Origin of the sequence: Phyllobacterium sp. CCNWLW183, from assembly GCF_037203775.1 — a bacterium.
GTDB classification, from domain to species: domain Bacteria; phylum Pseudomonadota; class Alphaproteobacteria; order Rhizobiales; family Rhizobiaceae; genus Phyllobacterium; species Phyllobacterium ifriqiyense.
The window spans coordinates 64,993-79,802 of sequence record NZ_JBBCBN010000003.1; the positions used below are offsets into that span (position 1 = coordinate 64,993).

The following is a 14,810-nucleotide window of genomic DNA, read 5'->3' on the forward strand; positions in this document are numbered from 1 at the left end:
TTGGTGCGCCTGTTCGGCACGCTGACTGTGGTCTTCTTTATGACGCTGCCCGTTGTTGCTGGCAGCGCACAGGAGAAACCATTTTCTGCCGACGATATAGATAATATGCTGGAAAACAGCGCTCAAATGCCGCTGGCGAGCGGCACTGTCGAAGATCGGTTGAAGCAAGAGATTCAGGCGTGCTGGGTTCAGCCCATCTTCAAGCGGGGTGATACTCTGCCAGAAATAAAGGTAGCTGTTAGCGTCGGGAAAGACGGGACGCTACTCAAAGACCCCAAAGTTTTGAAGACCGGAAAGGGCACCATAGGCAAACAGCTTGCTCTAAGCGCCGTGCGCGCCATCAAGCGCTGCGCACCCTTCAAAACGGTAAAAGATAATCCCGGTTCTTATGAAAACCTTCGAACAATTATACTTAACTTTCAGCCGTCTTCGCTGTAATTGCCGGTTTTCACTGACTAGAAAAACGCCTGAATGCCGGTCTGTGCACGACCCAGAATGAGAGCATGCACATCGTGCGTACCTTCATAAGTATTCACCGTTTCGAGATTTTGCGAGTGCCGCATGACATGGTAGCCGATCTGGATTCCATTGCCGCCATGCATATCGCGAGCCATGCGCGCGATGTCCAAGGCCTTGCCGCAATTATTGCGTTTAACCAGGCTGATCATTTCCGGCGCCATGCGGTCCTCGTCCATGAGACGGCCAACGCGCAATGAAGCCTGCAAACCAAGCGTAATTTCGGTCTGCATATCGGCAAACTTCTTCTGGAAAAGCTGTGTGGCAGCCAGTGGTCGACCGAACTGCTTACGGTCGAGGCCATATTGTACCGTGCGCTGCCAACAATCTTCAGCGGCACCCATGACACCCCAGGAAATGCCGTAGCGAGCGCGATTAAGGCATCCGAATGGACCTTTCAGACCAGCCACATTCGGCAGCAACTGTTCTTCTCCAACAATAACGCCATCCATGACAATCTCGCCGGTGATCGAAGCGCGAAGGGAAAGCTTGCCGTCAATCTTTGGTGCGGAAAGCCCCTTCATGCCTTTCTCCAGCACGAATCCCTTGATCTGGCCGTCATGCGCGTCGGACTTGGCCCAAACTACAAAAACGTCGGCAATAGGGGAATTTGAAATCCACATCTTCGAGCCGGAAATACTATAGCCATCCGCAACTTTGGTTGCACGGGTCTTCATACCCGCCGGGTCGGAGCCTGCATCCGGTTCTGTCAATCCAAAGCAACCAATCCATTCACCGGACGCCAATCTCGGCAGATATTTCTTGCGCTGTTCTTCCGAACCATAGGCATAAATAGGATACATGACCAAGGAGGACTGCACGCTCATCATCGAACGATAACCACTGTCCACACGCTCCACCTCGCGGGCAACAAGTCCGTAAGCAACATATGACGCACCTGCCGTGCCATATTCCTCTGGCAAAGTGACCCCGAGCAATCCTGATTGTCCCATAAGACGGAATAATTCAGGATCAGTCTTTTCCTGCATATAGGCTTCCTCGATACGCGGCTGAAGTTCGCTTTGGGCAAAACTACGCGCGCTGTCGCGAATCATCCTTTCGTCTTCTGTCAGTTGGTCTTCCAACAAAAAAGGATCCGTCCAGACAAAGGATGGCTTGGAGTTTGCCATAGGTATTCTCCTCAAATAGGCGACAAGACCTAGCATCAAATCCGCACCGGTGACCAGATCGCGGCATTGCTAAAATTTGCTTGGATGATGAGCGACGCGCATGATTTGCGCATTTCGATACGCAGCCGAATCCACTATATCTGTGTAATGGCCATTAAACATCTCACCGAAACAATCATCAATCAGATCGCGGCGGGCGAAGTTATCGAGCGGCCAGCCAGCGTGGTGAAAGAACTCGTTGAGAATGCAATCGATGCCGGCGCAACACGCATTGATATTGTCACTGCGGGCGGTGGAAAGAACCTTATCCGCATAATTGACAATGGTTCTGGCATTCCCGCCGATGAACTTTCATTGGCGGTTTCCCGCCATTGCACGTCGAAACTGACCGATAATGTGCACGATATCAGAGCGCTTGGTTTTCGCGGCGAAGCACTTCCTTCTATTGGTTCAATTTCGCGATTGTCACTAAAGTCGCGTGTGGCCGATGCCGATTCTGGATTTGAGATCGCCGTTAATGGCGGGCGCATGGACGGCCCGCGCCCGACGGGCATGAACGGCGGAACAATCGCGGAGGTGCGGGATCTTTTCTTTTCCACACCCGCACGCCTCAAATTCATGAAAACGGACCGCGCTGAAGCCTCTGCGATCAGCGATGTGGTCAAACGTGTTGCCATCGCCTTTCCGCATATTCGCTTTTCCATGACCGGGAGCGACCGGACACCATTTGAAATGGCCGCAACGGGGGTTGGCTCAGAGGGGATGCTGGAGCGAATCTCGCAAGTGTTGGGCAAAGAGTTTCCAGAAAATGCCATAGGCATTGATGCAATGCGCGATGGCGTTCGGCTAAGCGGTTTTGCCGGTATTCCTGCTTTTAATCGTGCAAATAGCCTTCATCAATTCGCCTATGTGAATGGCCGTCCGGTTCGCGACAAGCAGATATGGGGCGCAATTCGCGGAGCTTATGCGGATGTTATGTCGCGCGACCGTCACCCCGTTGTCGTTCTTTTCCTCAATCTCGATCCGGAACTCGTCGATGTGAATGTCCACCCAGCAAAAGCCGATGTGCGATTTCGCGATCCTGGTCTTGTTCGCGGCTTGATAGTTGGAGCAATACGGGAAGCGCTCGGGCAATCCGGTATTCGGGCGGCGACCACGGGTGCTGAAGCCATGCTGCACTCTTTTCGACCTGGCGGCGGATTCGAACCTCGCTCAACAGCGCCAATATGGGGCAAGGAAACTGTCTCTCCCGGTAATCTGAACTATTCGGTGCAGCAATCGCCGTTCCGTCCTTTTGAGAGTGTCGCCAGCGCCTCGAGTCACGGCAACGGGTTTGCTGAAACCGTGCAGGAATTCCTCTATGATGGCGCTGCCGCTCTAAGCGCTGATGCCCGCGCCAGCACGATCAGTGCTCCGCCAGAATTGCTTGCCATGCCGCTCGGCGCTGCCCGGGCACAGGTTCACGCAAATTATATCGTCTCACAAACTGACGACAGCCTCGTTATTGTTGACCAGCATGCAGCGCATGAACGTCTCGTCTATGAGGCTTTAAAAAGCGCTCTGCACTCACGTCCTTTGGCGGCGCAGATGCTGCTTATCCCGGAGATTGTCGATCTTCCCGAGGAAGATGTGGGGCGGCTTGTTGCCCATGCTGAAACGCTGCAACGCTTCGGGCTTGGTCTGGAAGCTTTCGGCCCTGGTGCTGTCGCCGTTCGCGAAACCCCCTCCATGCTGGGCGAGATCGATACGCAAAAGCTGGTGCGAGACCTTGCAGATGAGATTGCAGAACACGACACGTCGGATGGCTTGAAAGCCATACTCGACCACGTGGCTGCTACCATGGCGTGTCACGGTTCAGTCAGGGCTGGACGGCGGCTTAAGCCCGACGAGATGAATGCGTTACTCCGTCAAATGGAGGCAACGCCGGGTTCAGGTACGTGCAACCACGGACGCCCGACCTATATTGAACTGAAGTTGACGGATATTGAACGGCTGTTTGGCCGGCGCTAAAGCGTTTTCCATTCTATGGAACCATTCAGGCAGACCTTGACCGCGAAAGTCGCAAAGCCGTAAATAGCGGTAAATGAACGAACTGGAACAAATGCAATGAACCGATTTGAAGGCCCCGGCTCTCGCGAAGCCAAAATTCGCTATCTAGACGGTGACTTTCAAGTCCTGTCTCCGGGGGCCTATGTCCTGTGCGCCGTCACTGGGGAAAAGATTGCTATTGATGAATTGAGGTACTGGAGCGTCGCGCGGCAGGAGCCCTATGTGGACGCACATACTTCTTTCAATCGGGAGTTGCAGGAAAATCCTGACCTGCGTCAGCGGAACAAGGCTTGAGCGTGTATAATCGTCGAACCCTCCTGCTTTCGCTCATCGGCATTGGCCTTACCATTAGCGGTTGTGCCACCAGCAAGGAGCCGCCGACCTATAGCGGACCAACCAAGACTATTCGCGGTTATTTGCAGGGACCGCCTTATGCCCGGCTTGGTGCAAGCACCGTTGTTTTCATAACGGCTTATGATGCGACAGGTGGCGTTACAGGTTCCATGCCAAAGATCGGCGCGACAAGCTTTACCCTGAATCGCAATGGCTATTTCCCGATTGCCTATGAGATCGAGATTCCCGCGAGTCATGCCGCTCCCCGCATTTCGCTTGCCGTTGAAATGCGCCAATATGGCAGGGTAACATTCACCAATGATCGACAATATAGTCAAACGACCGGACGTAATCTCGACATACCCGTGAGAGAAGCACCGCCAAGGGTCAGAACGCGCAACTATCTATAGAGTTTTAAGGATGCGCGCCTTAGCGCGTTCCCTTGTATCGCGAACAATATTATGCGCGGTTTGCGGATGGCTGAAAACAAGTTCCACATCCAGAACGAGCGTTTGCGTCGCCAATTCCTTGGTCACAGCACTTCCGTCAAACAATCTCACGTGATCCTTTGCGGTCGTGATCAAGGTAAGTTGCTCGTTGGCTGCGTCCTTCATCAAATCAGCAGCGTCCTCATCCGTATAGGGATGGTGATCTGGAAAGGATTTGGTCTGTGCCACATCTAGTCCGGCTTCGTGCAAGGTCCTGAAAAACTTGGACGGATCGCCGATGCCAGCAAAAGCCAATAAGCGCCCCTGCTTTATCTGCGCAATGTTTTGTGGTTGAAGCACAGACTCATAAATCGGTTTTGCCGCCCTCGCAGCGCTGCGAACAAGCTGGTCGGCACCGCTGGCAGTGCCTATTCTGAGCAAGGCATCGGTTCGGACCAATTGGTCCGTGAGCGGTGCTCGTAGCGGCCCGGCAGGCAGGACTTTCCCGTTGCCAATTCCCCGGCCCGCATCGACCACCATAAGCGCATAGTCAAAATGCAGGCGGGCACTCTGAAAACCATCATCCATGATGATGAAATCACAACCCGACGCAATAAGCGCTTTCGCGCCAGCCACGCGGTCGGCGCACACGACAACGGGTGCATGACGCGCCAGCAGAATCGGCTCATCGCCAACATGGCGCGCGCTGTCTTTATCCGGGTCGACTTTGTGCAAGCCGGAAAATGCACCGCCATAGCCACGCGATACAATTCCTGGCTTCAGGCCCATTGAGGTCGCTGCTTTGGCCAGAGCAATCGATGTTGGTGTCTTGCCCGCACCGCCAACAGTAAAATTACCGACGCATAACACCGGAACAGAGACGGATGGCGGCTTGGCGCGCCGAAGACGGCGACCGGCAACTGCGCCGTATATGTTGGCAAGAGGACTCAAGGCTCGCGCGCGCCAATCCGGCTTTTCCCACCAGAATGGAGGTGCTTCTGACGTCATTTCCAAGCGCTTTCGCGATTGGAGAGTCGAGCCTGCAGCACCAAAGGCTGCAAATAGGGTTCAAGGGCTGTCATGGTTCGCGACAGTGATCCGCGCATGTCCTCGACTGTCTTCAGCCCCGCATCAATCATAATCTGCCGTTCTGCCGGATTGTTGAACAGGTAGTTTACCGCCCCTGCCAGCATATCCTTGTCGCGTACAAGTTTGGCAGCGCCATTTTTGATCAAGCGTTGATAGGAGTCACGGAAATTCTGCACATTGCGACCCGAGAGAATGGCCGATTTCAGCATAGCCGGTTCAAGAGGATTTTGGCCACCTTGCGCAGTCAGAGAGCGGCCAACGAAGGCAATCTCTGCCATCCGCAGATAAAGACCCATATCGCCGATTGTATCGCCTATGAATATATCTGTGTCCGCATCGATCGGATCATTTCGGCTGCGCAATGCAACCTTCATTCCCATCGTTTCTATCAGAGCTGCTACCTCAGCAGCGCGATCCGGATGCCGGGGCACCAGGATCGTCAGTAAGTCGCGATGCCGGGCCTTGAGCATCTGATGCACCTGAGCGACGATTTCCTCTTCGCCCTGATGCGTAGAGATGGCAGCCCATGTCTTGCGCGGGCCGATCATCTTTTGAAGTGCGGCCAATTGCGAATTGTCCACCGGCGGAACGGCCGTATCAACCTTCAAATTGCCTGATACTGTCACCGGCCGTGCGCCAAGCGTACGGAACCGCTCACCGTCAACATCTGACTGCGCGACAACGTGAGCGAGATTTTCAAACAGCGCCTCTGCGATCGATGCACGCTTGTTCCACGCCGCGAAGGAACGGTCCGACAGGCGTCCATTAACGAGAACCTGCGGCACACGTCTTGTTCCAAGCTCGAGGATCGTCATCGGCCATATTTCAGACTCGCATATTACCGCAAGATCAGGCTGCCAGTGGGTCAGGAAACGGTCAACCGCAGGCTTGAGATCAAGTGGCACATACTGGTGAATGACACGATCCCCAAGACGATCCTGAACCATTTTCGCCGAAGTCACCGTGCCGGTGGTCAAGACGACATGGATGCCCATTTCGACGATTGCTTCGACCAATGGCGTGACAGCCGATGTTTCGCCAACGCTGGCGGCATGAACCCAGACCAATGGTCCAGAGGGTCGAGCCACGCTGGCAACACCGTAGCGCTCGCCTTGACGACCGCGCTCTTCCTTGCCCTTGCTCGCACGGAAAGCAACATAGGCTCCCACTACGGGGAAAATTATAGCACCCGCCCACCGGTAGGTGCTGAGTGCCAATCTGGCCCACTTCTCACTCATATCGCGCCATCCACCAGTGTGTGAACGCGAAGCGTATTCGCATTCAGGCTGTCCGTCAGTTCAACGCGCTTAGCTTCAAGCATGGCATCATCAGCATCCTGGGGAACGAAAATCGGATCTCCGACAATCAGTCCTGACTTGCCGAAAGGCAATGGAACAGTTGTCTTATCCCAACTCTTTTCAAGAACTTTCCGTCGCGAGGTCAGGTAGCAAATTGGGAGAATTGGACGGCCCGATAATTTTGCAAGCAGAATAACGCCTATGCCTGATTGGCGAGGCGTACCATGGGGGATATCAGCAATCATTGCAGCAGTCTTGCCATCCTTCAATGCCTTTTTTAGGGCAAGCAATGCACGTGCACCGCCTTTTTCAGCCCCCTTTGCGCGGTCCCTACCGCCTGAACCGCGAATGATCTCAACACCGAAACTTTCAGCGACGCGCGCGTTCAATTCGGCATCCTTGCTACGCGAAAACATTGCAACAAACCGGACATTGCGGGGCATGAGAAACGGCGCCATCAAATGCTGGCCGTGCCATGCAACCGCAATAAAAGGTTCGCCGCCACGCTTCATATCTTCGACATCAGACGAACCGGCGAGCCGAGGATTTGTAGCATTCACCAGCCGGAAAAACTGGGTAATAAGCCAAACTATCATCGTCCGCACAACCGGCGAATTTGCCAAAGGACCACGGACAGAACGCCAGAACCGCTTCAGCAACCCGTTTTTCTTCTTAGGCGAAGATTTGGAAGCTAACATAATTTCGCTGGTCGGCATTTCATCGTTTTGTCGTGTCACACGATCAACCTGATTTGCCCGTTACCGGATCAAGCAGCTTGTGCATATGGACGATGAAATAACGCATATGCGCATTATCGACTGTTTGCTGTGCCTTGGATTTCCAGGCGCGCTGTGCGGTTTCGAAGTTCGGATAAATTCCGACAATATCGAGATTGTCGAGATCGCGGAACTCGACGCCGCCTAACTTCTTAAGCTCCCCGCCGAAAACCAGATGCAGCAGTTGTTTTGTATCCGAGGTTTCTTCGCTCATAATTATTATCCAGATGATTTGCCAGATTGGAAGATGTCAGTCTGTTTAACCGAAGGCAGTGTCCGCTACAATGTTCAGCATGTTATCCATTAGTAGACCACTTGCCGCAACCAAAGCGCCGTGCCGGTAATCGCCTCTTTGAGTATTGCGCAGACCGTAGGTGAGTGCTTTGCCTTTTGCTGTCAAGACATTGCCGCCCGCTTCAGACAAAATGAGATCGGCAGCCGCCAGATCCCAATCATGGGAGTTCGGTCTTACGAAGGTCCCAGCAAGGTCGCCCCGCGCTACCATCGCCAGCCTATAGGCAAGCGACGCTATATGAGGGGCGCGTTCAATAGAGCCAAGAAATGATTCCGGCAGCTTATTGAGAAATCCTCCCGGCGCAGCAACTTTGAATGGCCGGCTTTCCGCCTGGGCATGGATGGGACTGCCGTTCTGATCAGCGCCCTCACCCGGCAAGGCACTTATCGTCTCATGACGAGCCGGACACTCAAGAACGCCCGCCACCGGACGGCCATTCTCAATGACGGCGACACTGACGCACCAAACATCAACACCTTCGATGAAAGCACGGGTTCCATCTATTGGATCGACAACGAAAAAGCGTTGCCTGGGTGAATCTATACGCTCATCAAGCGTCTCTTCAGATATCCAGCCATAATCAGGCCGTGCGGTCAGCAGCACATCCTTGAGATATTTATCCGCGGCAAGATCCGCTTCGGTAACAGGGGAATTACCGGTCTTGAGCCATATCTGGGGCGATTGCCCATAAAAGGACAGGGCTACGCGGCCAGCGCCTATTGCTGCCTCACGAATCAGGTCAAGATCTGCTCTGTTTTGGTCATTTTCCGGCAAGAGTCATGCCTTCTATAAGGAGCGTTGGGCTGGCAACACTGAAATTGCGATCAATATCATTGGCTACCGTTAAATTAAGGAACATTTCTTTCAAATTCGATGCCAGTGTTACCTCGCTTACCGGGTAAGACAGCTCACCGTTTTCAATCCAGTATCCGCTAGCGCCACGGCTATATTGGCCGGTTATCATGTCAACACCCTGCCCAAACAGTTCCGTGACATAAAACCCTGTGCCAACGGCGCGGATTAATTCGTCCGGCGTTTTTTCGCCAGGCTCGATAGCAAAATTGGTAGATGACGGCACGACAGTCGAGCCCGAGCGTGTGCCGCGCCCGTTCGTGGTCAAACCCAATTCCTTGGCTGTAGACGTGGAGAGCAACCAGTGCTTCAGCACCCCATTTTCAACCATGTTCAATGGAACGCCCTCAAGGCCTTCGCCGTCGAAAGGGCGAGATCCAGAGCCCCGCACCCGCAAGGGATCATCAGAGACATAAATAGCGTCGCTGAGAATTTTCTCTCCCATGCGATCTTTTAGAAAGCTGGTTTTGCGGGCAACCGATGCTCCGTTGATGGCGCTCGCCAAATGCGAGGCAATGCCACGCGCCACGCGCGGATCGTAGACGACATTGACGCGTCCCGTCTGCGCCTGACGTGCATTCAGCCGCTTGACAGCGCGCGCGCCAGCGGAGCGTCCGATAGCGGCAGCATCTTCCAGCTCACCATAATAAATACGCGACGAGAAATCATAGTCGCGTTCCATCGCGGTTCCAGTGCCTGCGATAGCACTCACCGAACGTGAAAAACGTGAGCCATTATAATACCCGGCAAAACCTCCCGAAGTGACCAGAACCAGCCCGCCCATGCCGGCAGATGCCGAGCCGCCGCCAGAATTGGTAATGCCTTCGACGCTGAGCGCTGCTTCCTCTGCCGCAAGTGCAGCTTCAGTCAATTGTGCGGCATCGACATTGGTTGGATCGTAGAGCTCAAGATCACGAATATTGCGTACAAGCTGTTCTGTTGCCGCTAATCCTTCATAAGCATCATCCGGTGAAACCTTGGCCATTGCAACAGCTCGTTCAGCCAGGATCTTGGGATCAGAACCCGTATTTGCGGAGATGCTTGCGATCTTGCGGCCGACAAAGACCCGCAACGAAAATTCGTCACTTTCCGAAGATTCGGTCGACTCCACTTTGCCCAACCGCACGTTAACGCCAGTCGAGCGGGAGCGCACCACAACGGCATCTGCCGCATCAGCACCAGCACGCCTTGCGGCCTCTACCAACGCTGTGGCACTGTCTACAAATTCGCGGGAATTTACCGGCTCGACCATATTCATCTCTAAGGTTGATTGCATGAGAGGATGCGAGGACTTATCTGACAAAGCCAGACGATGTACTCCACCCTATATGGTGCAAATCAGGGTCTATCAAGGCAAACGCGCGCAACATTTTTTAAGGTCCGGATCACGAGCACATGCTTTCACAGAGCGGCAACCTCTACTATCAGGCACTTGCACTTCTTGCAGGGGCGATTATTGCGGCCCCGCTTTTCAAGCGTCTCGGTCTGGGGACCGTGCTTGGCTACCTTGCCGCCGGGCTGCTGATAGGCCCCCTTGCCAATCTGATCACGGATGGCGAACAGGTCCTTCACTTTTCAGAACTCGGCGTGGTTTTCCTGCTTTTCGTCATCGGCCTTGAACTCAAGCCATCTCGTCTTTGGACATTGCGACATGCAATTTTTGGTCTCGGCGCAGCGCAGGTAATCGTTACCGGCGCTCTTTTGACCGGCTTGATCGTTGCGCTTGCCCTTATGAATTGGCAGGCCGCCTTGATCACGGGATTTGGCCTTGCCCTCTCATCGACAGCCTTTGCCATGCAGATTCTGGAAGAGCGCGGCGAAACGACCATGCCTCACGGACAGACATCATTTGCAATTTTGCTGTTTCAGGACCTGGCAATCGTCCCGCTTTTGGCCATGGTGCCTGTCCTTGCACCGGGCTCAGCAACGCATGAGGCAGATCCGCTGGGCAAATTTCTCATCGCCGTTATCTGCGTTGGAGCGATCATTGCCGTTGGTCGCTATCTGCTTAATCCACTTTTCCGGTTTATTGCCAATACCGGCGCACGCGAAGTCATGATCGCCGCAGCCTTGTTCGTGGTTCTGGGGGCGGCGACGCTGATGCAATTTGCCGGTCTATCAATGGCTATGGGTGCATTCATTGCCGGTGTACTCTTGGCTGAATCTTCCTATCGCCATGAGCTTGAAGCCGATATCGAACCCTTTCGCGGCGTGTTCCTCGGCCTTTTCTTCATGGCTGTCGGCCTGTCTCTCGACCTTGATGTCATTTTGCAAAATTGGCAGGCAATTCTCTTGGCTGTACCGGTTTTCATGGCAATCAAAGCTTTGGTAGTTTACCTGCTCGCCCGCATATTCCGCAACAATCACAATGATGCGATCCGTGTCGCGTTTTTCCTGCCACAAGGCGGTGAGTTTGGTTTCGTCTTGTTTTCGGCAGCAGCTGCAGCAGGCCTTATGACCGGTTCGGCTGCCTCAGAACTCGTTGCGGTAACAACGCTTTCAATGGCGGCAATGCCTTTATCGGTTGCCCTTGGGAATCGTTTTCTGGTCGATCACAACAAGAAGGATGAGATTGACGAGGACTTTGACGGGGCTGGTGCCGACGTCATGATGATCGGCTTCTCGCGCTATGGGCAGATCGCAGCGCAGATTCTTCTGGCGGGCGGCAGCGACGTTACTGTTATCGATGCCTCAGCCGACCGTATACGCGCGGCGAGCAAATTCGGATTCCGCATCTATTTCGGCGATGGAACCCGAAAGGAAGTGCTGGAAGCTGCCGGTATAAGACGGGCCAAGATTGTGGCAGTCACCACGCATAAGAAAGAAACGACAAACCAGATTGTTGAAATGATTCAGGCCGAGTATCCGGATATAAAGCTTTTTGTACGATCTTACGATCGCGTACATACGCTGAAGCTACGCGCTCGCGGCGTCCACTATGAGCTGCGTGAAACCTTTGAATCCGGCCTGGTGTTCGGGCGGCGAGCGCTCGAGGAACTCGGCGTTAGCGAAGATCTCGCCTACGAAATAGTGCAGGACATTCGCCAACGCGATGAGGACAGGCTACACCTGCAGGCGGCAGAAGGCCTGTCTGCCGGTAATGATCTTCTTCTTACGCGACCGGTAACACCCGAGCCTTTGGTCAAGCCAACACGCGAGGCTCAACGTATAGACACTGTTCCGGACGAGGAGATCGACGCCAAACCTGTGCCAACGCCGGCTGAATAAACTCAGGATTGCGGCGGCCCGACGATCAACACGGCAGGGCTCGTCAAAAGCAGTTTTTGTGCCGCAGCCTTGACCTGCTCAAGCGTTACCGAGTTGATAAGATCAGCGCGTCTGTCGATATAATCACGACCAAGCTTTTGATCCTGCAAACCGACAAGAGTGCTGGCCACCGCTGACGATGAATCCAGATTATTTACGGCATAAGAGCCAACCAGATACTTTTTCGCCTCAACCAGTTCTTCTTCTGTCGGCCCATCCTTGGCCATGCGCGCAACTTCATCTTTCAGAATTTGCAAAGTCTCATTAGACCGATCAGCACGTGTCGCGGTCGAGATTATCAGCGCGGACATATGGTCCTTGGTCGCAAGGGTCGAACCCGCGGAGTAGGCAAGGCCGCGCTTTTCACGAACTTCATTGTAGATACGTGAAGAGAATGTGCCGCCACCCAGAATGTGGTTCATGATGAAAACCGGAAAAAAGTCCGGATCCTGACGGCGGACGCCCGGATAAACCATTGAAATTGACGTCTGGGGCAAGACATAATCCACCCGCGTGGTTCGATCCAAGCCCAGCTTTGCGTCGCTGACGGGTTCAAGCTGTGCCTTCTCAGGAAGATCGCCAAATACCTTGTCCAGCAAAGCAGCGAAATCCTCAGGGCTGATGGAGCCGACCGCTGCAACAATCAGATTATCGCGGGCAAAATTACGTTTGTGGAACGTGGCAAGATCATCATGCGTGATAGTGCCCAGCGTCTCCACTTTACCTTCCGACTGACGGCCATAGGGATGCGAACCGTAGAGGGCTTCAGCAAATTTGCGCCCCGCTATCGTGTTGGGATCGCGCTCGGACGCCTTTATTCCAGCCACAACCTGCTGGCGAATACGGTCAATAGGAGCTTGATCGAAGCGTGGCTTATTGACAGCGAGAGCAAGCAAGTCCACAGCAGCATCACGTCTGTCCGAAAGCATACGTACTGTGCCGGAGATCGCATCATCATCGGCGCTGAAACTCATTTCAGCACCGACATCATCGAGCTGCTGTTGAAATTTTTCGGAATCCAGATCGCCCGCGCCTTCGTCAAAAAGGCCGGTCATCAGATTGGCTATCCCATCCTTACCTGATGGGTCTTGCGCAGAACCGCCTTTGAACGAAAAGCGCATGGAGATGAGCGGGACGAAATCGTCCTGCACCAGCCATGCCCGAATGCCTTTGGGCGATACTACTTCCTTGATTTCGACGGCATAGGCAGGCGCGATGGTAATGGCGGCGAGCACAAACGCAGCGGCAAATCGCTTCATGATGGATGCACTCATTGGACAACTCCCTGCGCTGGTGCTTCACCCTCGCCTGCATTCTGCGTCTGGTTTTCGGTTTTTTTATCGGGCGTGCCCGCTTCCGGCATCAGATAGCTCGTGACTGAACGGCTATCGACGAGATATCGCTTGGCCACGTCCTGGATATCCTGAACTTTCACCGCCTTTATGCGATCCGGCCACTCTTCGATATCTTTGATGGTTTGGCCCGTAGATAGTGTCGAGCCGTAAATGCGAGCCATGCCGGTTTGACTGTCTCGCGCGAAAATAACGCTTTTCAAAAAGCGGTTTCTGGCTTTTTCCAGTTCGTCTTCAGTAACGCCATCCTTGATAATCCGGGCAACCTGCGCATCGATGCCATTTTCGACATCTTTTAGTGTGGCATCGCCACGGGGCGATCCATAAACGCCAAAACTGCCATCATCGAGCGAAGAGCCCTGATAATATGCGCCAGCGCTCGCCGCTGAACCATCCTTGACCACCAGTGTCTGGTAGATACGGCTGCGCGCAGAGCCACCAAGAATTTCGCTGAGCAGATCAAGTGCCTCTGCTTCGCCGGGCTTTGCATTGGTATAGGATGGAGCAAGCCACATCTTCTGGAAGCTGGGTTGAGAAACACGCGGGTCGGCCAGCGAAACCGTACGTTTGGTATTCTGTTCCGGTTCCTGCGGACGCTCGCGCTTGCCGGGCTCTGCCCGCCGTGGAACCTTGCCATAGGTCTTTTCCGCAAGTGCCTTAACGGTAGCGCTGTCTACGTCACCAGATACAACAAGCGTCGCATTATTGGGTGTGTAATATTTTTGATAGAAGGCCAGAGCATCTGTCAGATTGAGCTTCTCCATCTCATGCAGCCAGCCGATTACCGGCATCCGATATGGATGGTTCTGATAAAGCGTGGCATTCACTTCTTCCGAGAGCAATGAAGACGGATTGCTGTCAACGCGCGATCGGCGCTCTTCCAGAACGACATCCCGTTCCGTCTTGACCACTTCATCGTTCAGGATGAGATTTTCCATCCGGTCAGCTTCATAGGTCATAGCCATTTCCAGCGCCTGTGGAGCGAGCTGCTGGTAGAAGGCCGTATAATCGTAGGATGTGAACGCGTTTTCCTGTCCGCCAATCTCGGCAACCTTGCGCGAGAACTCACCGGCCGGATAGGTCTTGGTCGCCTTGAACATCAAATGCTCGAAGAAGTGGGCAATACCAGATTTTCCGGGCTCCTCGTCGGCAGATCCGACATGATACCACAGCATGTGCGTGACAACGGGGGCACGGTGGTCGGGAATAACAACAACTTCCAGCCCATTTTCGAGATGGAACGAGCTGACATCATTCTTGATCGAGGCGTTAGCTGCAACCAATGTTGCAGTCTTTGTTTCCGCTCGCACTGGAAGGGTTGAAAACGAGGCGAAAACGACGCCCGACAAGACAAATGCCGCAACAAGGCGGCCTTGAGCAAGAAGCATTCAGATCAATCCAATTCTGTTTTGCAGACACTGCAAT

The 14,810-nt window shown here is 53.8% G+C and carries 14 protein-coding genes; 5 read left to right on the forward strand and 9 right to left on the reverse strand.

Annotation, left to right across the window (positions count from 1 at the left end; translation table 11 throughout):
• A complete protein-coding gene (locus tag V9K95_RS08420; RefSeq protein ID WP_336440541.1) occupies positions 1 to 438 on the forward strand; it encodes a cell envelope integrity protein TolA in 438 nt (145 codons plus the stop codon).
• A 17-nt stretch (positions 439 to 455) separates the two neighbouring features.
• Here V9K95_RS08420 and V9K95_RS08425 read toward each other — a convergent pair whose 3' ends face one another.
• Positions 456 to 1,646 carry an acyl-CoA dehydrogenase gene (locus V9K95_RS08425; RefSeq protein ID WP_336440542.1) on the reverse strand — a complete coding sequence of 397 codons (1,191 nt, stop codon included), beginning with the start codon at positions 1,644 to 1,646 and terminating at the stop codon, positions 456 to 458.
• A 147-nt stretch (positions 1,647 to 1,793) separates the two neighbouring features.
• On the opposite strand from V9K95_RS08425, the gene mutL reads away from it, so the two are divergent.
• The 3 genes from mutL (at position 1,794) to V9K95_RS08440 (ending at position 4,438) form a co-directional block, all read left to right on the forward strand.
• Positions 1,794 to 3,656 (forward strand): DNA mismatch repair endonuclease MutL, encoded by a 1,863-nt coding sequence (gene mutL, locus V9K95_RS08430; protein ID WP_336440732.1) that lies wholly within the window; start codon positions 1,794 to 1,796, stop codon positions 3,654 to 3,656.
• A 96-nt stretch (positions 3,657 to 3,752) separates the two neighbouring features.
• Positions 3,753 to 3,989, forward strand: a complete 237-nt coding sequence (locus tag V9K95_RS08435) for a DUF2093 domain-containing protein (protein WP_307283027.1) — start codon at positions 3,753 to 3,755, stop codon at positions 3,987 to 3,989.
• A complete protein-coding gene (locus V9K95_RS08440; protein WP_336440543.1) occupies positions 3,986 to 4,438 on the forward strand; it encodes a hypothetical protein in 453 nt (150 codons plus the stop codon). Before V9K95_RS08435 ends, V9K95_RS08440 begins: the two co-directional genes overlap by 4 nt.
• On the opposite strand, the gene lpxK is transcribed toward V9K95_RS08440, so the two are convergent.
• From lpxK to V9K95_RS08470, 6 genes are read right to left on the reverse strand one after another with little or no spacing between them, the layout of a single operon-like run.
• On the reverse strand, positions 4,433 to 5,464 hold the full coding sequence (lpxK, locus tag V9K95_RS08445; RefSeq protein ID WP_336440544.1) for a tetraacyldisaccharide 4'-kinase: 1,032 nt from the start codon (positions 5,462 to 5,464) through the stop codon (positions 4,433 to 4,435). The genes V9K95_RS08440 and lpxK overlap by 6 nt on opposite strands.
• A complete protein-coding gene (gene waaA, locus V9K95_RS08450) occupies positions 5,461 to 6,783 on the reverse strand; it encodes a lipid IV(A) 3-deoxy-D-manno-octulosonic acid transferase (protein ID WP_336440545.1) in 1,323 nt (440 codons plus the stop codon). Before waaA ends, lpxK begins: the two co-directional genes overlap by 4 nt.
• Positions 6,780 to 7,541 (reverse strand): DUF374 domain-containing protein, encoded by a 762-nt coding sequence (locus tag V9K95_RS08455; protein WP_115055271.1) that lies wholly within the window; start codon positions 7,539 to 7,541, stop codon positions 6,780 to 6,782. The genes waaA and V9K95_RS08455 overlap by 4 nt, the downstream gene beginning before the upstream one ends.
• A gap of 43 nt (positions 7,542 to 7,584) precedes the next feature.
• Positions 7,585 to 7,833, reverse strand: coding sequence for a DUF4170 domain-containing protein (locus tag V9K95_RS08460; protein ID WP_115055200.1), 249 nt, complete (start codon positions 7,831 to 7,833; stop codon positions 7,585 to 7,587).
• A gap of 45 nt (positions 7,834 to 7,878) precedes the next feature.
• Positions 7,879 to 8,688: a 3'(2'),5'-bisphosphate nucleotidase CysQ gene (locus V9K95_RS08465; RefSeq protein ID WP_307283013.1), complete on the reverse strand. Its 810-nt coding sequence runs from the start codon at positions 8,686 to 8,688 to the stop codon at positions 7,879 to 7,881.
• Positions 8,675 to 10,018, reverse strand: a complete 1,344-nt coding sequence (locus V9K95_RS08470; RefSeq protein ID WP_336440546.1) for a TldD/PmbA family protein — start codon at positions 10,016 to 10,018, stop codon at positions 8,675 to 8,677. Before V9K95_RS08470 ends, V9K95_RS08465 begins: the two co-directional genes overlap by 14 nt.
• A gap of 143 nt (positions 10,019 to 10,161) precedes the next feature.
• On the opposite strand from V9K95_RS08470, the gene V9K95_RS08475 reads away from it, so the two are divergent.
• Positions 10,162 to 11,994 carry a monovalent cation:proton antiporter-2 (CPA2) family protein gene (locus V9K95_RS08475; protein WP_115055202.1) on the forward strand — a complete coding sequence of 611 codons (1,833 nt, stop codon included), beginning with the start codon at positions 10,162 to 10,164 and terminating at the stop codon, positions 11,992 to 11,994.
• A 2-nt stretch (positions 11,995 to 11,996) separates the two neighbouring features.
• Here the strand turns inward: V9K95_RS08475 and V9K95_RS08480 are convergent, their stop codons facing one another.
• The gene (locus V9K95_RS08480) at positions 11,997 to 13,307 is read right to left on the reverse strand and encodes a M16 family metallopeptidase (RefSeq protein WP_435530069.1); all 1,311 of its coding nucleotides are present in this window, start codon (positions 13,305 to 13,307) and stop codon (positions 11,997 to 11,999) included.
• Positions 13,304 to 14,773: a M16 family metallopeptidase gene (locus V9K95_RS08485; protein WP_115055204.1), complete on the reverse strand. Its 1,470-nt coding sequence runs from the start codon at positions 14,771 to 14,773 to the stop codon at positions 13,304 to 13,306. The genes V9K95_RS08480 and V9K95_RS08485 overlap by 4 nt, the downstream gene beginning before the upstream one ends.
• Positions 14,774 to 14,810: the final 37 nt, after the last annotated feature.